The sequence below is a fragment of the Magnetospirillum sp. SS-4 genome (assembly GCF_902729425.1).
GTDB lineage: Bacteria > Pseudomonadota > Alphaproteobacteria > Rhodospirillales > Magnetospirillaceae > Phaeospirillum.
In genome coordinates this window covers 71,750-88,033 of sequence record NZ_CACVCH010000049.1, presented here as the reverse complement: position 1 = coordinate 88,033, position 16,284 = coordinate 71,750, and the positions used below count along the sequence as shown (strand labels likewise).

At 68.5% G+C, this 16,284-nt stretch carries 19 protein-coding genes; 3 read left to right on the top strand and 16 right to left on the bottom strand.

Annotated elements, in window-relative coordinates:
* The 7 genes from MTBSS4_RS07515 to MTBSS4_RS07485 all read right to left on the bottom strand — a co-directional run.
* Positions 1 to 514 (bottom strand): flagellin (locus MTBSS4_RS07515; protein ID WP_368667767.1); only part of this gene is annotated, 514 nt, incomplete at its 3' end.
* Positions 406 to 837 (bottom strand): hypothetical protein, encoded by a 432-nt coding sequence (locus tag MTBSS4_RS07510; RefSeq protein ID WP_173982781.1) that lies wholly within the window; start codon positions 835 to 837, stop codon positions 406 to 408. The genes MTBSS4_RS07510 and MTBSS4_RS07515, both read right to left, overlap by 109 nt.
* A gap of 118 nt (positions 838 to 955) precedes the next feature.
* Positions 956 to 2,218 (bottom strand): acyl-CoA reductase, encoded by a 1,263-nt coding sequence (locus MTBSS4_RS07505; RefSeq protein WP_173982780.1) that lies wholly within the window; start codon positions 2,216 to 2,218, stop codon positions 956 to 958.
* The gene (locus MTBSS4_RS07500; protein ID WP_173982779.1) at positions 2,215 to 3,288 is read right to left on the bottom strand and encodes an acyl-protein synthetase; all 1,074 of its coding nucleotides are present in this window, start codon (positions 3,286 to 3,288) and stop codon (positions 2,215 to 2,217) included. The genes MTBSS4_RS07505 and MTBSS4_RS07500 overlap by 4 nt, the downstream gene beginning before the upstream one ends.
* Positions 3,285 to 4,670 carry an AMP-binding protein gene (locus tag MTBSS4_RS07495; RefSeq protein ID WP_173982778.1) on the bottom strand — a complete coding sequence of 462 codons (1,386 nt, stop codon included), beginning with the start codon at positions 4,668 to 4,670 and terminating at the stop codon, positions 3,285 to 3,287. The genes MTBSS4_RS07500 and MTBSS4_RS07495 overlap by 4 nt, the downstream gene beginning before the upstream one ends.
* Positions 4,671 to 4,677: 7 nt before the next feature.
* On the bottom strand, positions 4,678 to 4,917 hold the full coding sequence (locus tag MTBSS4_RS07490; RefSeq protein WP_173982777.1) for an acyl carrier protein: 240 nt from the start codon (positions 4,915 to 4,917) through the stop codon (positions 4,678 to 4,680).
* A gap of 58 nt (positions 4,918 to 4,975) precedes the next feature.
* Positions 4,976 to 5,446, bottom strand: a complete 471-nt coding sequence (locus MTBSS4_RS07485) for an RT0821/Lpp0805 family surface protein (RefSeq protein WP_173982776.1) — start codon at positions 5,444 to 5,446, stop codon at positions 4,976 to 4,978.
* A gap of 99 nt (positions 5,447 to 5,545) precedes the next feature.
* Between MTBSS4_RS07485 and pdxH the strand changes: the two genes are divergently transcribed.
* Together pdxH and MTBSS4_RS07475 are read left to right on the top strand one after the other, a co-directional pair.
* Positions 5,546 to 6,133 (top strand): pyridoxamine 5'-phosphate oxidase, encoded by a 588-nt coding sequence (pdxH, locus tag MTBSS4_RS07480; RefSeq protein ID WP_173982775.1) that lies wholly within the window; start codon positions 5,546 to 5,548, stop codon positions 6,131 to 6,133.
* Positions 6,130 to 7,038, top strand: coding sequence for a cation diffusion facilitator family transporter (locus MTBSS4_RS07475; protein ID WP_173982774.1), 909 nt, complete (start codon positions 6,130 to 6,132; stop codon positions 7,036 to 7,038). Before pdxH ends, MTBSS4_RS07475 begins: the two co-directional genes overlap by 4 nt.
* Here the strand turns inward: MTBSS4_RS07475 and MTBSS4_RS07470 are convergent.
* The 4 genes from MTBSS4_RS07470 to ispH form a co-directional block, all read right to left on the bottom strand.
* Positions 7,020 to 8,294, bottom strand: a complete 1,275-nt coding sequence (locus MTBSS4_RS07470; RefSeq protein WP_173982773.1) for a diguanylate cyclase — start codon at positions 8,292 to 8,294, stop codon at positions 7,020 to 7,022. The genes MTBSS4_RS07475 and MTBSS4_RS07470 overlap by 19 nt on opposite strands.
* A gap of 191 nt (positions 8,295 to 8,485) precedes the next feature.
* A complete protein-coding gene (gene rnhA / locus MTBSS4_RS07465) occupies positions 8,486 to 8,929 on the bottom strand; it encodes a ribonuclease HI (protein WP_173982772.1) in 444 nt (147 codons plus the stop codon).
* 167 nt (positions 8,930 to 9,096) lie between these two features.
* Positions 9,097 to 10,059, bottom strand: a complete 963-nt coding sequence (thrB, locus tag MTBSS4_RS07460; RefSeq protein WP_173982771.1) for a homoserine kinase — start codon at positions 10,057 to 10,059, stop codon at positions 9,097 to 9,099.
* 35 nt (positions 10,060 to 10,094) lie between these two features.
* Positions 10,095 to 11,051: a 4-hydroxy-3-methylbut-2-enyl diphosphate reductase gene (gene ispH, locus MTBSS4_RS07455; RefSeq protein WP_173982770.1), complete on the bottom strand. Its 957-nt coding sequence runs from the start codon at positions 11,049 to 11,051 to the stop codon at positions 10,095 to 10,097.
* A gap of 167 nt (positions 11,052 to 11,218) precedes the next feature.
* Between ispH and MTBSS4_RS07450 the strand changes: the two genes are divergently transcribed.
* Positions 11,219 to 11,758 carry a hypothetical protein gene (locus tag MTBSS4_RS07450; protein WP_173982769.1) on the top strand — a complete coding sequence of 180 codons (540 nt, stop codon included), beginning with the start codon at positions 11,219 to 11,221 and terminating at the stop codon, positions 11,756 to 11,758.
* Between the two features lie 38 nt (positions 11,759 to 11,796).
* On the opposite strand, the gene MTBSS4_RS07445 is transcribed toward MTBSS4_RS07450, so the two are convergent.
* From MTBSS4_RS07445 to MTBSS4_RS07425, 5 genes are all read right to left on the bottom strand, one after another.
* The gene (locus MTBSS4_RS07445; protein ID WP_173982768.1) at positions 11,797 to 12,033 is read right to left on the bottom strand and encodes a DUF1150 family protein; all 237 of its coding nucleotides are present in this window, start codon (positions 12,031 to 12,033) and stop codon (positions 11,797 to 11,799) included.
* 1 nt (position 12,034) lies between these two features.
* The gene (locus MTBSS4_RS07440; protein WP_173982767.1) at positions 12,035 to 12,544 is read right to left on the bottom strand and encodes an Hsp20 family protein; all 510 of its coding nucleotides are present in this window, start codon (positions 12,542 to 12,544) and stop codon (positions 12,035 to 12,037) included.
* 133 nt (positions 12,545 to 12,677) lie between these two features.
* The gene (locus tag MTBSS4_RS07435; protein ID WP_254432435.1) at positions 12,678 to 13,853 is read right to left on the bottom strand and encodes a hypothetical protein; all 1,176 of its coding nucleotides are present in this window, start codon (positions 13,851 to 13,853) and stop codon (positions 12,678 to 12,680) included.
* A gap of 111 nt (positions 13,854 to 13,964) precedes the next feature.
* The gene (locus MTBSS4_RS07430) at positions 13,965 to 15,482 is read right to left on the bottom strand and encodes a 3-hydroxyacyl-CoA dehydrogenase (RefSeq protein ID WP_173982766.1); all 1,518 of its coding nucleotides are present in this window, start codon (positions 15,480 to 15,482) and stop codon (positions 13,965 to 13,967) included.
* Between the two features lie 3 nt (positions 15,483 to 15,485).
* Entirely contained in the window at positions 15,486 to 16,256 is a 771-nt protein-coding gene (locus MTBSS4_RS07425; protein WP_173982765.1) for an enoyl-CoA hydratase, read from the bottom strand.
* Positions 16,257 to 16,284: the final 28 nt, after the last annotated feature.

Genomic DNA, 16,284 nt, shown 5'->3' with positions numbered 1-16,284 from the left:
AGGTCAGCACCAGACCGGTGGAGATGCGGACGTCGGCGCCATCGACCTGGAGGACGGCGGCGGTCTTTTCCGAGAACTGCACCTTCAGGTTGGCGACGGTGGCGTTGATCAGGTTGAGGCCCTGATAGGAGGCGTCGTTGGCCAGATGGTTCATCTGGGCGGCCAGGGTCTGCAACTGGGTGCCGAGGGTGGCGCGCTCGGAATCGGTGGCCGACTTGGCCGACAGCACGATACCTTTCATCTGCACCAGGATGGATTCGACCGCTTGCAGGCCGGACAGCGCCGTCTGGAGCGAGCTGATGCCCTGGTCGATGCTGTCCTTGCGCGAGGACAGATCGCCGGCGCGATCCTTCAGCGCCTTGTTCTGGAAGAACGCGACCGCGTCATCGATGGCGGAGCTGACCTTCAGGCCGGTGGCCAGACGGGTGTTGGTCCGATCGACGAGATTGCCGGTGTTTTGCAGGGAGAGCAGATTGCCGCGGATGGCGGCGGAGAGTGTGACGTCGGTAGCCATGGCGATATCCTTTCTGGACTTAGCCTTTTGACGATNACGATACCTTTCATCTGCACCAGGATGGATTCGACCGCTTGCAGGCCGGACAGCGCCGTCTGGAGCGAGCTGATGCCCTGGTCGATGCTGTCCTTGCGCGAGGACAGATCGCCGGCGCGATCCTTCAGCGCCTTGTTCTGGAAGAACGCGACCGCGTCATCGATGGCGGAGCTGACCTTCAGGCCGGTGGCCAGACGGGTGTTGGTCCGATCGACGAGATTGCCGGTGTTTTGCAGGGAGAGCAGATTGCCGCGGATGGCGGCGGAGAGTGTGACGTCGGTAGCCATGGCGATATCCTTTCTGGACTTAGCCTTTTGACGATCTCGCAGGCCTTCGAGGCTGCGCCAATTCTAGCGGCCCGAGGGCCTGAGACAAGGCGAATTCGTCGCCTTATTCACGGTCAGGCTACCCCAGCGCACCGTCCGATGCAAGCGATATTTCGCCGACCACATGCACCAGCCGGGTCATGGCGGCAAGCAGGTCGTGCCCATCCCACAGCGTGGAAAACTCCAGCGCCTGCCCGATGGGCACCAGGCGGTCGCCGCCCCGGCCGTTCAGCCTCCGCGCCAGCCCGACCAGGGCCGCCCGGTCGAATCCAAAGTGGCCGATGGTCTGGATGCGGCGGTCGATCAATCCGGCCAGCCGGCCGAGGGTGTCCACCGCGACCTCCTGGAACAGGCCGGACCCGATTCCGGACGCCCGCACCGTCGACGGTGATCCCGACGCCACCACCACCGAATCGCCGAAACGGCGTATCCGGCCGGCATCGCCATCCAGCGCCAGCCGGGCCGCGCCGGTCAGCCGGGCCAGGGCCGCCCCCGTGGAGACGTCGTGGCCCCGCCGCCGCGCCTCATCCGCCAGACGCGGCCAGAAGTCGTCCGACGCCGACGCCGCCTCTTCCGCCGCTCCGACCCAGGCCAGCAGCAGCGGCGACGCGCAGGCCATCTGGTCGAAGCCATAGGCGTCGAGGAAGAACCGCCCGGCCAGCGCGTCGCGGCCGGCGGGCGCCAGGGCGGCATAGGCCGGGACGGCGATCGCCGCCAGCGACCGGCGGTCGGGAAAGGCCAGTTCGACGGCGTCGGGACGGATCGGGCAATGCCGCAGGGCGGCGATGGCGGCATCGCCGCCCCAGACCAGGCGAAGGTCGGCGGCAAGGGACAGGGCGCGGCTGACCGCCTCGTCATGGGGATAGCTGATCAGGGCGGTGGCGCGGCCCAGGCGGGCGAAGGCGGGCTCAGCCAGGCTTTCCGCCATCAGCCGCGCCAAGAGGGCGGCCGCGTCGCCCGACCGGGCCGAAACCCGGACGACGTTGCGGTTGCCGCACAGCGCCGACAGCCACCACGACTGGACGAACATGGTCTCGACATTGACCGGCGCCACATGAAAGGCGAGACCGCGCGGCACCCGCAGTACCGCGTCGCTTTCCAGTTCCAGGAAGCGGCGGTGCAACCCGGCGGTGGCGGCGGCGCGCAGCCGGAAAGCCAGGGCGGCCAGTTCCGGCACGGCCCGGGTCAGCGGATCGGCGAACAGCCGTTCGGACAGATGCTGGCCGAAGGCGACGGTCTCGGGATCAAAGGGAACCAGATCGCCGGCGGCGGCGTCCAGCCCGGCCAGCAGGTCGAGAACCCGGACCTCGGCGGGAAAGGGGGCGAGGCGGGCGACGATCATCGCCCGCCCCCGGCGGCGAGGGCGTCGCTGCACCCCCGAGGCTCGGCGCGCGGAACCCGCCCCAGCACCCGGAACGCCTTGCCCTTCCATTCACCGCGATCCACCGTCTCGATCACGCCCATGTCCTCGGTCAGGATGGAATGGCCAGGATAGCTGGTGGGCAGCAGGCTCACCACCTGGATCACGCCGGGCACGCCGACCGGAACCTCGTCCCAGGTTCGCGGATCACGGATGATCACGTCGGCGGCGGCGGGGGCGTGCAGCAGGCCGTCGTCGCCCTCCAGGAACACGCTGCCCACCTGCTCGGCCATGCCGTAGAAGCTCACCGCCCGTTCCAGGCCGGCATCGCGCCGCAGCACCGCCTTGAAGACGTCGTTGTCCACCCCCTGCCCGGCCAGCGCCTTCCAGCCGCCGCCATGGACCAGGATGGCGTTGGCCAGGGCCGCCTTCCGTTCCGCCATCGCCGGCGGCAAATGGGTCCAGACCATGAAGGTGAAGCCGAACACCAGGAAGGGCTCGCCGCCCCAGCGATCCAGGAAACCGTCCACCGCCTCCCGCCGCAAGGACAGATCCCGGTCCAGCGCGAAGGCGTGGTGACGGCCGAACGGCATCATGCCGAGGATGCCAGCCCCCCGCGCCGACAGCGCCGCCCCCGACGCGATCGAGTCCTCGTTGTCGATAATCAGCATGGGCAGCCGCCGCCGTCCCAGCACCGCCGGCATGATCCCCGACAGCGCCCGCGCCTGGCGGGCGGCGGTGACGGCGTCCAGCGGCACCCGGCTTGGCGCCTGCCCGGAGGTGCCGCTGCTGGCCAGGATGCGGACGACGTCGCGTTCCGGCACGCTGGACAGCATGTGGGTCTTGAACACCCCCACCGGCAGCCAGGGCTGATCGGCCACCCGGCCGGACGCGCCCGCGCCGGGAAACATCGCCCCAACCCAGCGGTCATAGGCGGGACAGGCGGCGCGGTGATGCGCCGTCAGGGCCGCCAGCCCGTCTCGCAGCCACGATTCCTTGTCGGCCTGGGCATGACCGAACGGCGGCAGCGTCAGGACCAGGTCGGGTGTCATGGCCGGCCGTCCCAGGGCAGGGCCTTCAGCGCCCGGTGATCGGTCTTGCCGCTGGACAGAAGCGGCAGCGCCGCCACCGCCAGCCAGCGCACCTGCGTCGAATGCAGCCCCAGCCGACGGGCGAAGTCTTGCCGGACGGCCCGATCCGGCGGCGAGGCCGCCGCCAGCGCCAGCCCCAGCCAGTCGCCGCCGTCCATCGCCGCCGCATGGCCGAACGCCTGCGCCCATTCCTCGACCTCGTCCAGGTTGAGACGCAGGCCGCCGATCTTGGCGATCCGCAGGTCGCGGCCGGTGATCCACAAGGTGCCGTCGGCATCCAGCCGGCCGAGATCGCCGGTATCGAGCACGCCGCCCAATTCGTCGCCCCGCCCCAGGTCGGCGCGGCCTTCGGCATAGCCCATCATGACGTTGGGGCCGCGATAGACGACATGGCCGGTGGCCGGATCGACCGACAGGGTCCCCCCCGGCACCGCCCGTCCGGCGGCGCCGATACGGCCGGGCAGATCCCCGGGCGGCAGCACCGCGATGCGGGCGGCCGCCTCGGTCTGGCCGTACATCACGAACAGGCGTCCGCCCCGGCGGGCGGCAAAGGCGTGGAAATGGCCGGTCAGGGCCGGGGCCATGGCCCCGCCCGCCTGGGTCAGGGTCCTGAGAGTGGGCGGCGCCAGACTGTCCAGGTCGAGCCGGCACAGCATCTGATAGGAGGCCGGAACCCCCGCCAGCGAGGTGGCGCCATGCCCGGCCAGCGCCTGCCAGAACGGCCGAGCGGCGACCCCGTCCGACGTCAGGATCACCGAGGCGCCGGCGGCGAGGTGGCTGTGCAGCACCGACAAACCGTAGGAATAGGACAGCGGCAGCGATGTCGGCGCCCGCTCGGAAGGGCCGATCCCCAGGGCGGCGACGATCTGGCGGGCATTGGCCTCCACCGCCTCCCGGCCGAGGCGGACGCATTTGGGGCTGCCGCTGCTGCCCGAGGTGGACAGCAGCAAGGCCAGTCCGGGATGAAGCGGCGGCGGGACGTCCCCATCGCGGCGCCAGAAGCCGTCGCGGAATTCGTAGCCCTCGACGCCGGCATGCCGACGGACCAGTTCGGGACGGTAACGCCCGATCAGGGCGGCGGCGCCGCCGTCTTCCAGACCGGGCGGCAGCGGCATCACCGCCATGCCGGCCGACAACGCCCCCAGATGGCACGCCACCGCGTCCACGTCGGCGGTCAGATGCATCATCAGCAAGGCCGGCCCCGGCCCGACCAGATTTCGCAGCCGGGTAGCCTCGGCGGCGACCCGGCGGCTCAGTTCGGCGTAATCGACACATGCCCCGGTCCCCGCGTCCAGCAGCGCCGGCCGGTGATCGTTTCCACGGCGATCGAGGCCGAAAATCATGGCGGCCCTATACCGCGACGCCGTACTTGCCGAGAATCTCCCGCGCCTTGGCGAAGCTGCTCATGTCCAGCACGTCGTCGGTCTCCAGCATGAGGTCGAACTCGGTCTCCAGGGCCGCGATCAGGCGCATGTGGCCGACCGAGTCCCAGCCCGGTATGGCGCGATAGGCGAGGTCGTCCACGTCGGCCCCGTCCTCCAGGTCGAAGCTCTGGCGGAACAGGGTGCGGATGGTGTCCAGGGTGCTCATCCCCACAGTGTGGGGATCGGGGGGTTAAGCGACCGTAAACGCCACCCCGGGCCAGCCGCTATTTCGCGGCCCAACTGCCGTCAGGCTGACGGCAGGCGGTGCCGTTGACCACCTCGTCCTTCCCGTCCACCCGGATGGTCGAGGTGTAGTCGCGGCATTGCCGGCCGGCCGCGTCGACGGATTCGCCGGTAACGGCGACATTGCCTGAATTGCCGGTATCGGGATTGCTCCACGACACCTTGTCGCCCACCGAGGCGGTATGAGCGGCCTCGGCGGCCTCGGCGGCCTTTTCCTTGTCGGCCTTGTCCAGCGACTTGCCGGCGGCCGAGCCCAGCCACGCCCCCAGCAGGCCGCCGGCGGCGGTGGCCGCCGCCCGGCCGATGCCGCTTCCGAACATGCTGCCCAGCAGGCCGCCGCCGACGGCGCCGATGCCGGTGCCCATGGTCTGCTTGCTGGGCGCCTCGGCGCAGGCGGTCAGCAAAGACAAGGCGACAACGAACGACAGGATCGGGGGAAAACGCGACGACATGGCGGCCTCACGGCGATGAAACGGCGGAACATCTATCACATGAGGTGGAATTGAGGCATTTTTATGCAAGCCCTTCAACCCGTTTCCCGCCGGTGACCGATGTCCGTTCCCCCATCCGATCCCGTTGCCCTGTTCCACGAGTGGATGGCCGAGGCCGAAGCCGCCGAACCCAACGATCCCAACGCCATGGCCCTGGCCACCTGCGACCCCTCGGGCCGGCCCAGCGTCCGCATGGTGCTGCTGAAGGGAGCCGACCCGGCCGGATTCGTGTTCTACACCAACCTGGAAAGCCGCAAGGCCCGCGAACTGGCCGCCAATCCCATGGCGGCGCTGTGCTTCCACTGGAAGACGCTGCGACGCCAGATCCGGGTCGAAGGCCCGATCACCCCGGTCGGCGAGGCCGAAGCCGACGAGTATTTCGCCACCCGCGCCCGCGCCAGCCAGATCGGCGCCTGGGCATCGCTGCAATCGCGCCGGCTGGGCGGGCGCTTCGAACTGGAAAAGCGGGTGGCCGAGTTCGGCGCCCGCTTCGGCCTCGGCAAGGTGCCGCGCCCGCCCCACTGGTCGGGATTCCGCCTGGCGCCCGACCGCGTCGAGTTCTGGCAGGACCGTCCGTTCCGCCTGCACGACCGTTTCGCCTACATCCTGGAGAGCGGAGGATGGCGGGTCGAGCATCTCTACCCATGAGCGCCGCCCCGGACGACCACGCCCGGCTGATGCGGCTGGCCACCTATGCCGCCACCGCCACGGCGACGGTGCTGATCGCGGTAAAGCTGGCCGCATGGGTGGCGACCGGCTCGGTAGCGCTGTTGTCCACCTTGATCGATTCCGTCCTGGACCTCGCCGCCTCGGCGCTGAACCTGATGGCGGTCCGCCATGCCCTGATTCCGGCCGACCACGACCACGGCTTCGGCCACGGCAAGGCGGAATCCCTGGCCGGGCTGGGACAGGCGGCCTTCATCGCCGGTTCGGGGGGATTGCTGCTGATCCAGGCCGGCGGCCGCGTCATCCGGCCGGAACCGGTGCAACACGGCGAATGGGGCATCGCGGTGATGGTGTTCTCCATCCTCGCCACCGCCGCCCTGGTGACGTTCCAGCGCCACGTCGTCGCCCGGACCCGGTCCACCGCCATATCGGCGGATTCGCTGCACTACGCCGGTGATCTGCTGATCAATGCCAGCGTCATCGTCTCGCTGCTGCTGACCCTGTGGGGGGGCTGGACCCTGGCCGACCCGCTGTTCGCCATGGCCATCGCCGGCTGGCTGATGGTCAACGCCTGGCGGATCATGCGCGCGTCCCTCGACACCCTGATGGATCGCGAACTGCCCGACGCCGAGCGCGACCGCATCCGCGCCGTGGTGCGCGCCAATCCCGAGGTGCTGGGCATGCACGATCTGAGAACCCGCACGTCGGGCCGGCAGGGCTTCATCCAGCTACACCTGGAACTGCCGGCCGACCTGCCGCTGATTCAGGCCCACCGCATCGCCGACGAGGTGGAACACGCCATCGAGGCCGAGTTCCCGGGCTTCGAGGTCATCATCCACCAGGATCCGGCCGGCCTGCGGGAAGACCATCAGCCGTCGAGTGGATAGACCAGCCGTTCCGGCATCTGGTGGAAGCCGAAATTGTTCTTGCCCGATCCCTTGACCCCGTACATGGCCCGGTCCGCCAGACGGATCAGCACCGCCGCGTCGTCGGCGTCGTCGGGAAACAAGGCGATGCCGATGCTGGCCTGGACGCTGGCCTGCTGACCGTCGAGATCGAACGGCTCGGCCAGACGCCCCACCATCTTGGCCGCGACCACCGCCACCTCGTCGCGACCGTCGACGTCGTGCAAGATGACGGTGAATTCATCGCCCGACAGCCGCGCCACCGTGTCGGAGGACCGCACCGACAGCAGCAGCCGCGCCGCCGCCTCCTGCAACAGCAGATCGCCGTTGGCGTGGCCGAAGGTGTCGTTGACCGCCTTGAACCCGTCCAGGTCGATGAACAGCAGGGCGAAACGGGTGCGGTCGCGCCGCCCCGCCTTGATGGCCTGGCCGAGACGGTCGAGAAACAGCGACCGGTTGGGCAGGCCGGTCAAGGCGTCGAAATTGGCCTGCCGCCACACCTGCTCCTCGTCCTCCTTGCGCGCCGTGATGTCCGAGAACACGCCCAGCATGTGCGAGACATTGCCCGAGGCGTCGCGGACAGTGGCGATGGACAGCCATTCGATGAACACTTCGCCGGATTTGCGGCGGTTCCAGACCTCGCCCTGCCACTGGCCGGCCTCCAGCAGGGATCGCCACATGTCGCGATAGAAGTCGGTGTCGTGGCGGCCGGACTTGAGGATATTGGGCTTGTTGCCGATGGCTTCGTCGGGGGAAAAGCCGGTGATGCGGGTGAAGGCGGTGTTGACCGCCTCGATCACCGCGTCGGCGTTGGTGATCATGATGCCTTCGTTGGCGGTCTCGACCACCTTGGCGGCCAGTTGCAGCCGTTCCTCCGAAGTCTTGCGCTCGGTGATGTCGTAGACCCAGGCGAGATTGACCAGTTCGCCGGAATAGGTGGTCTCGCGGATGGTCAGCAAGGTCCAGAACGGGCTGCCGTCGGCGCGGCGGAACTGCACCTCGGCATTGTCGACGCTGCCGTGGCGCATCAGATGCTTGATCACCGCCGTGCGCTGCTGGTCGTCCACGTAATACGAGCGGGCGGTGGACCCCACCACCGCCTGGCGGGCCACGCCGACCAGATCGCAGAAGGTGTGGTTGGCGAAGACGATGGTGCCGTCGCGGCGCCGCGAAATGGACACGCCCACCGGGCTGTCCTCCAGCACGCTGGCCAGCCCGCCGAGATCGACATCAATCATGTGACCGCACACGAATATGCAAGGTTCATGGTAGCCCCCCTCCGCTGCTCTTGCGAGTGGCTCCCCGTCCGCATGACGCCCCTCCCAAGGCGGCAGGCGGATATCCCATCACGTCTATAGCAGACTTTTTCCGCCATCCGCAATCACGCCGGGAAGGACTAGACCATCGGTATCCACCCGAGTGCGGCGCCCTATCCGGCGCGAATGGCGGCGATGCCGTCGCGGGCCAGCTGGTCGGCGCGCTCGTTCTCGACATGACCGGCATGGCCCTTGACCCAGTGCCACGACACGCGATGGCGCGACACCGCCTCGTCCAGCGCCCGCCACAGGTCCTCGTTCTTGACCGGCTTCCTGTCGGCGGTCTTCCAGCCGCGCGCCTTCCAGCCGCGCAGCCATTCCGTCACGCCCTTCATGACATACTGGCTGTCGGTATAGAGGTCGACGGCGCAGGGTCGCGTCAAGCTGTTCAGCGCCACCAGAACCGCCATCATCTCCATGCGGTTGTTGGTGGTCTGGGGCTCGCCGCCCTTCAACTCCTTCTCGACCCCCTTGAAGCGCAGGATGGCGCCCCAGCCGCCGGGGCCGGGATTGCCGCTGCACGCGCCATCGGTGAAGATCTGGACGGTTTCGGTCATAGTTTCTGTCCCTCAATCGCCGGGCGCTCGCATCCGCTCGCTTGGCTCCCGCGCCACGAGGCGCGCGGCCTCAACGGCCTAGTCGCTCCGCTCCGGGCCCGCCCCCTCAATCGCCTCAGCATCGGTTTCACCGATGCGAGATCTAAGGACCGGGCGGGCGCATCCGCTCATTCGATGCCGTATTGGCCAGGACCGGCGATGCCCTGGTGGAACACCAGCTTGCGATAATATTCTAGGGGGTCCTTGCGCTTGACCAGGGCGCCGGCCGGAGTGTTGAGCCAGTCATAGCTGCGGGTCAGCAAAAAGCGCATGGCGGCCCCCCTGGCCAGCAGCGGCAGGGCGGTCAGTTCGTCGGCGGACAGCGGCCGCACCCGGCGATAGCCGTTCAGCATCACCCGGGCCTTGGTGGCGTTGAACGCCCCGTCGGGCTCGAAGCACCAGGCGTTGAGGCAGATGGCGATGTCGTAAGCCAGGAAGTCGGTGCAGGCGAAGTAGAAGTCGATGATGCCCGACAGCGACTCGGCCAGGAAAAAGACGTTATCGGGAAACAGGTCGGCATGGATCAGCCCCACCGGCAGGTCACGGGGCCACTTGGCCTCCAGGTGATCCAGCTCGGCGGCGATCAGGTCGGCCAGATCGTCCTTGATCTCGGCGGCGCGGGGACGGATGGCCTCGAACAGCGGCCGCCAGCCCTCCACCGACAGGTTGTTGCGCCGGGTCAGGGGAAAATCGGCCCCCTTCAGGTGCATCTCGGCCATGGCCGGCCCCAGTTCGGCGCAATGATGGGGGGTGATGGCGCGGTGCCACATCCCCTTGAGAAAGCTGACGATGGCGGCGGGGCGGCCGCACAGCGTGCGCAGCCGGCCGCCGTCCCGGCCGGGAATGGGAGTGGGGCAGGCCAGTCCGCGGGCGGCCAGATGATCCATCAGTCCGATGAAGAAGGGCAGTTCCTCGGGATTCACCCGCCGCTCGTAAAGGGTGAGGATGTAGGACGTCCGGTCGGTCTGAAGCAGATAATTGGTGTTTTCCACGCCTTCGGCGATGCCCTTGCAAGACATCACCCGGCCAATGTCGTACTCGGCGACGAACGCTTCCAGCTCGTCGTCGGAAACCTCGGTGTAGACCGCCATCCGTCGCGCTCCCCCCTCCCCGGATCAGTTCCGCCCTATTCCGACAACGCCTGCGGCAGCTTGAAGGTCACCGTCTCGGTGGTGACCCGCACCTCCTCTATGGTGACGTCGAAGCGTTCGCGGGCGGCGACCACCACTTCCTCCACCAGAATCTCCGGAGCCGAGGCGCCGGCGGTGATCCCCAGCCGGTTGACGCCGTCCAGCAGACTCCAGTCCACCTCGGACGCCCGCTGCACCAGCACCGAACGGGCGCAACCGGCCCGCGCCGCCACTTCCACCAGCCGCGACGAGTTGGAGGAATTGGGCGAGCCTATCACCATCAGCGCCTCGCAATGGGGCGCGATGGTCTTGACCGCCGCCTGCCGGTTGGTGGTGGCGTAGCAGATATCCTCCCGCTTGGGGCCGACCATGTCGGGAAAGCGGCGGTTCAGCACCTCGGTCACCGCGGCGGCGTCGTCCACCGACAAGGTGGTCTGGGTGATGTAGGCCAGCATGGACGGATCGCGGGGCTGCACCACCTCGGCCTCGGCCGGTGTTCCCACCAGCAGGACGGCGCCGTCCGGCACCTGGCCGATGGTGCCGATGACCTCGGGATGGCCGGCATGGCCGATCATGATGATCTGGCGGCCCATGGCGTGGTGAAGCTCCGCCTCGCGGTGGACCTTGGTCACCAGCGGGCAGGTGGCGTCCAGCGAGGTCAGGCCGCGCCGGTCGGCCTCGGCCGGAACGGTCTTGGGCACGCCGTGGGCCGAGAACACCACCGCCGCGCTGTCGGGCACCTCGTTCAGTTCCTCGACGAACACCGCCCCCTTGCGCGCCAGCGATTCCACCACGAAGCGGTTGTGAACGATCTCGTGGCGGACATAGACCGGGGCGCCATACTTCTCCAGCGCCTTCTCGACGATGTGGATGGCGCGGTCGACGCCGGCGCAAAAGCCGCGTGGGCTGGCCAACACCAGGGTCAGGGGCCGTTTGGCGGAGGATGTGGTCACGGTCAATACCTCTCATGGGAACGGCTGTCGGCTTGTGCCCGGCCTCGGCCTTCACTAAAGTCGGAAACGTTTAGCAGATCATGGGCCGCCGAAGGAAGACAGGCATGTGCGAAATCGCCGAACCGTTGGCCGCGTCCCCGCTTTCCCCCCAGACCCCCAGGAATTCCATGACCCCTCGTTCCGTTCGCGCCGCGGCGTTGGCCCTGACAACCTCGCTCGTCCTGTCGGGCTGCTCGATGTTCGACACGAAGAAGGAGAAGGCGCCCCCCTGCCCCCCCATCTACATCCTGTCCGACGCGGCCAAGGTCGTCAAATACCGGCCCGGCCAGGGGCGCGACATCACCGACGTGGAAATCGAGGCCGAGATCATCGCCTTCAAGGGGCACTGCACCTATGGCAAGGCCGGGGTGGAAGTGGAAATCCAGGTCAGCTTCGACGTCCGGCGCGGTCCCGCCGGAACGGCGGGCAAGTCGGAGCTGGAATATTTCGTCGCCATTCCCAAGTACTATCCGGCTCCGGAGGCCAAGGCCATCTTCACCGTCCCGGTGGAATTCCCCAAGGGAATGGATCAGGCCCGCACCAACGACGAGGACGTCGTCATGCGCATCCCGGTCGGGGCCGGCGACATCGTCAACCAATATGAAATCTATCTCGGCTTCCAGGCCTCGCCCGAGGAACTGGAAATCAACCGGCGCATGAAGCGCTGACCGCGCCGGAGGGCGGGCTTGCCGCCCTCCGCCTGCCGTCAATGCACGCTGAGCGGCTCCAGGTCGTGCTGACGCACGGCGAGAAACGCGCTGGCCCGGTCGGGCGCGGCGCCGATGGGGGTTCCGTCGGCGGCATGGATGGACCATCCACCCTCGCCCGCCGGTCCCACGTGGCGGACATAGGCGACGATGGGAACCCCCCAGCTCGCCAGATCGGCGACGCTCATGACGACCTCGGGGCGGGCGGCGAACGTCTTGTCATCTGTGGTCTTCATGTCAGACCTCCCTCTTCTGGCCGGTTCTGGCCCGGGATGTGATGGACGGCTCGGCCTCCCCCTCGACCGTGATGGCGTGGGAGGATGAGCCGGAGCGGATGCCGCCCTGAATGGGAATGCTGCGGACGCGCGGTTCGGGCAGCAGACGGACAAGGTCGACGTGAAGCAGCCCATTGTCCAACTGGGCGCCCCGGACCTCGATTCCCTCGGCCAGCACGAAGGCGCGCTGGAACTGCCGGGCGGCGATGCCGCGATGGATGAAGACGCGGCCCGAATCGTCGTCGGCCTGATGGCCGCGAATGACCAACTGGTTGTCTTCCAGCGCCACCGACAGGTCGTCCATGGAGAACCCGGCCACCGCCAGGGTTATGCGCAGGCCGCTCTCGCCGGTCTGCTCGATGTTGTAGGGGGGATAGCCCTCGGCCGAGGTCTTCGAGATGCGGTCGAGCACCCGTTCGAAATGGTCGAAACCAAGCAATAGAGGGCTGTTGAATGCGGATAGGCGGGACATGAACCTGCGTCCTCCTCGGTCATGAGCGAGTCCGGTATCGGAAGGCCCGACCATCGGCGCCTTCCCATCATACTAACTTGGGTCGGATTAACGGATCGTCAAGCAGGGCGGCCCCATCCGGGCAAGGGGGCGGCTACAGGAAGACCTTCGACGTCGGCCAGGGATGGGGCTCCACCATGTCCGGCCGGTTGGCCCCGATGGACGGTCCCGAGAACAGCGAGAACCCGACCGACTGGGCGCGCTTGACGTCCTGGCCGCTGGAGGCGTTCCACAGGAAAAGCCTGAGGCCGGTTCCCCGCACCTCGTGCGCCACCACCGCGAACAGGGCATAGAGCGCCGAATGGGTGAAGGCCGCCATCTTGGCCTGGGCCTCGTTGAAGCACAGGTAATCGGCGCCGCACCCCTTGATGAACCTGGCCATCTCAAGCTCGGGGAACACCCGGACCCCGACCTCGGCGCCGGCACCGCGAACGGCGTGGATGACGTTGCGCAGCCGGGATTGCGGCACCGCCCCCACCGCTCCGGTCAGTTCCACCATCAGGCCTTGCGGGCACCGGGCGGTGATTTCAGCAATCCCGGCCCGAAGCGCCCTGGTATCTGTCATGGTATGGTCGTTCAGCGCCTGGGGCATGACCACCAGCCCGGCCGTCGCCCCGCCCTCGTGCATGACCGCCTGCTGAAGGCTGGCGTTGCGTTCCTGGGCCAGGGGGTCCTGCTCGCCCGCCAGCTGGACCGCGTCGTCGAACAGTTCGTGCCCCTGGAAGCGCCGCCGGGTGACGGCGCGGCTGCCGATCACCGCCTCGCGGGCGCTATCCCACACCGGCTGGAATACCACCTCCAGGTTGACCGCCGCCTGACGCTCGTGGGTGTCGAGCACCCGTTCCATGGCGGGAAGCGCCGCCGCCGCCGGCCGCCGCCTCAACCGCGACAGCGGCAGCACCTGCACGGCGACGGTGATGTTGCCGGCGGACTGGCCGAACAGCCGTTCCTTGATCTCGCGGGAAATGGCGGTGGCCTTGACCGTCCCCTCGGCATCGGACAGACCGGGAAAGACCAGCATGTACTTGCCGGGCGACAACTGGACGCAGGCGTCCTCCCGCGACAGCCGCGCATGGATGATGCGGTCGGCTATGGTGATCGCCTTGGGAAGAGCGCCGCCCAGCGTGCCTTCCGTGCCGTCGGAAAACACGCTGACCAGATGGATCTTGCCGAAGCTGCCGTCGCCGCCACGTTCCAGCATGGAACGGACGATGGCCTCGAAGGCCTGGCGATCGGCATCCTGGTCGGACGTATTCTCGTGGTTCGGCACCGTTCCCTCCGCCGAATCGCCCTCCCCGGCATGACGGCCATGGTATCGCAACCGCAGCAGTCTTCAGAATGCTTATTTCGCCATCCGGTCGCGTCGCGTCGCGTCGGCCTCCTATTCCCCGGTCAGCAGCGATACCCCCAGCGCGGCGCGGCGGCGCAGCCACGGACTGACGCGGTAGCGGGGGTCACCGGTGAGGGCGAGCATGGCCTGGAGCACGGCCACGATCCGGTCGGGGCCGACCTTGTCGCCCCAGGCGAGCGGGCCGGCGGGATAGCCGAGGCCGAGCGTCACCGCCTTGTCGATGTCGCCGGGGGTGGCGATGGCCTGCTGGGCGATGTCGCAGCCGATATTGACGATGGCGGCGACGACGCGCTGGGCGACGAAACCGGGACTGTCGCGGACCACGCTGGCCGGAATGCCGTCGCTTACGAACAGGCCGTGGGCGGCGTCGCGCATGGCCGGGCCGGTCAGGGGATTGGTCATGACGGTGCGATGGCTGTCCAGTCCGAACAGCGGGTCCACCGCCACGGTGCGGCGGGGGTCGAGGCCGAGGCGGATTGCCGCCGAGGTGCAATCCTCGCCCAGCGGCGCCACGACGCACAGCGCCCCCTTGCTCGGCCGCTCGCCGGCCTCGACGGTGGCGCCCAGCCGGGCGGCCAGGGTGGCGACCGCCGCCCAGCCGTCGCCGGGCGCCACCCATACGGAATCGGGGCGGGAGTCAGGAACCGGCGGCGGCGGCGGCGCCACCGCCTTGTCGCCCTCGTAGACGTAGAAGCCGCGTCCGGTCTTGCGGCCCAGCAGGCCGGCGGCGAGGCGGTTGCGGGTGATGGGCGACGGCCGGTAGCGCGGTTCCTGGTAATACTGGTCGTAGATGCTTTCCATCACCGGGTGGGACACGTCGAGCGCGGTGAGGTCGAGCAGTTCGAACGGCCCCATGCGGAAGCCGGCGGCCCCCTTCAGGATGCGGTCCACCGTGGCGATGTCGGCGACACCCTCGCCCACCAGCTTCAGCGCCTCGGTGCCATAGCCGCGCCCGGCGTGGTTGACGATGAAGCCGGGGGTGTCCTGGGCCTTGACCGGATTATGGCCCATGCGCCGCGCCAGGACGGTCAGCGCCTCGGCCACCCAGGTCTCGGTCATGACGCCGTCGATGACCTCGACCACCTTCATCAGCGGCACCGGGTTGAAGAAGTGGAAGCCGGCCACCCGGTCCGGCCGGCGGCAGGCCGCCGCGATGGCGGTCACCGACAGCGACGAGGTGTTGGACGCGATGATGCAGTCGTCGGAGACGATGGCCTCCAACTCGCGCATCAGGTCGCGCTTGACCTCCAGGTTCTCGACGATGGCCTCGACCACCACATGGCAGGCCGCCAGATCGGCCATGCCAGAGCCGACCCGCAGCCCCTGGGTGGCGGCACTCAGCGCCTCGGCGGTCAGCTTGCCCTTCTCGGCCAGCCGGGACAGCATCTTGACCACGTAATCCCTGGCCTCGGCGGCGGCGCCGTCGCGGGAATCCACCAGGACGACGGCGCAGCCCGAGGCCGCCGCGATCTGGGCGATGCCGCGCCCCATGGCGCCGGTTCCCACCAGACCGATCACGAGATCGGGACGATTGGCGTCGAGTGTCATGGCCTAGATCCCCTCGTAGGCGGGTTTGCGCTTGTCCAGGAAGGCCTTCATGCCCTCCTTCTGGTCGCGACTGGCGAACAGCATCTGGAAGGCCTTCCTTTCCAGCATCAGGGCGGTTTCCAGCGGCGCGTCCTGGCCCGCCAGCATCACCTCCTTGATCTGGGCGATGGCCAGCGGCGGCATGCGCGAGATGGTCCTGGCGATGTCGAGCGCGGTGTTCAGCACCTCGGCGTCGGGGACAACCTTGCTGGCAAGCCCCATCGCCGCCGCCTCGATTCCGGTGACCGCCTGTCCGGTCATGGCCATCAGCATGGCGCGGGCCTTGCCGACGGCGCGAACCAGACGCTGGGTGCCGCCGGCCCCCGGCATGATGCCCACCTTGACCTCGGGCTGCGAGAAGCTGGCGCCCTCGCCCGCCACGATGATGTCGGCATGCATGGCCAGCTCGCAGCCGCCGCCCCAGGCATAGCCGTTGACGGCGGCGATGAGCGGCTTCGGGCACTGGGCGATGGTCCGCCACAGCAGGTGGTTGTTACGCAGCATCAGTTCGATGGCGCCGATCTCGGCCATGTCCCTGATGTCGGCCCCGGCGGCGAAGGCCTCGTCGTTGCCGGTCAGGATGATGGCCCGTACCTCGCGGTCGGCGCCCAAGGCCCCCACATGCTCGGCCAACTGGCGGCGCACCTCGGCATTCAGCGCGTTCTTCGCCTCCGGCCGGTTGATGCGCAGCAGCGCAACCCCATCGAGGGGACTTTCCAGCAGAACCTCGGTCATCACCGCCCCTTTATTTCGCTGTGCGGAA

Excerpts from the sequence above, each read along its gene's own strand:
- MTBSS4_RS07505 (WP_173982780.1), bottom strand. The coding sequence starts at position 2,218 with ATGATCGTCGCCCGCCTCGCCCCCTTTCCCGCCGAGGTCCGGGTTCTC.
- MTBSS4_RS07500 (WP_173982779.1), bottom strand. The coding sequence starts at position 3,288 with ATGACACCCGACCTGGTCCTGACGCTGCCGCCGTTCGGTCATGCCCAG.
- MTBSS4_RS07495 (WP_173982778.1), bottom strand. The coding sequence starts at position 4,670 with ATGATTTTCGGCCTCGATCGCCGTGGAAACGATCACCGGCCGGCGCTG.
- MTBSS4_RS07490 (WP_173982777.1), bottom strand. The coding sequence starts at position 4,917 with ATGAGCACCCTGGACACCATCCGCACCCTGTTCCGCCAGAGCTTCGAC.
- MTBSS4_RS07485 (WP_173982776.1), bottom strand. The coding sequence starts at position 5,446 with ATGTCGTCGCGTTTTCCCCCGATCCTGTCGTTCGTTGTCGCCTTGTCT.
- pdxH (WP_173982775.1), top strand. The coding sequence starts at position 5,546 with ATGTCCGTTCCCCCATCCGATCCCGTTGCCCTGTTCCACGAGTGGATG.
- MTBSS4_RS07475 (WP_173982774.1), top strand. The coding sequence starts at position 6,130 with ATGAGCGCCGCCCCGGACGACCACGCCCGGCTGATGCGGCTGGCCACC.
- MTBSS4_RS07470 (WP_173982773.1), bottom strand. The coding sequence starts at position 8,294 with ATGATTGATGTCGATCTCGGCGGGCTGGCCAGCGTGCTGGAGGACAGC.
- rnhA (WP_173982772.1), bottom strand. The coding sequence starts at position 8,929 with ATGACCGAAACCGTCCAGATCTTCACCGATGGCGCGTGCAGCGGCAAT.
- thrB (WP_173982771.1), bottom strand. The coding sequence starts at position 10,059 with ATGGCGGTCTACACCGAGGTTTCCGACGACGAGCTGGAAGCGTTCGTC.
- MTBSS4_RS07450 (WP_173982769.1), top strand. The coding sequence starts at position 11,219 with ATGACCCCTCGTTCCGTTCGCGCCGCGGCGTTGGCCCTGACAACCTCG.
- MTBSS4_RS07445 (WP_173982768.1), bottom strand. The coding sequence starts at position 12,033 with ATGAAGACCACAGATGACAAGACGTTCGCCGCCCGCCCCGAGGTCGTC.
- MTBSS4_RS07440 (WP_173982767.1), bottom strand. The coding sequence starts at position 12,544 with ATGTCCCGCCTATCCGCATTCAACAGCCCTCTATTGCTTGGTTTCGAC.
- MTBSS4_RS07430 (WP_173982766.1), bottom strand. The coding sequence starts at position 15,482 with ATGACACTCGACGCCAATCGTCCCGATCTCGTGATCGGTCTGGTGGGA.
- MTBSS4_RS07425 (WP_173982765.1), bottom strand. The coding sequence starts at position 16,256 with ATGACCGAGGTTCTGCTGGAAAGTCCCCTCGATGGGGTTGCGCTGCTG.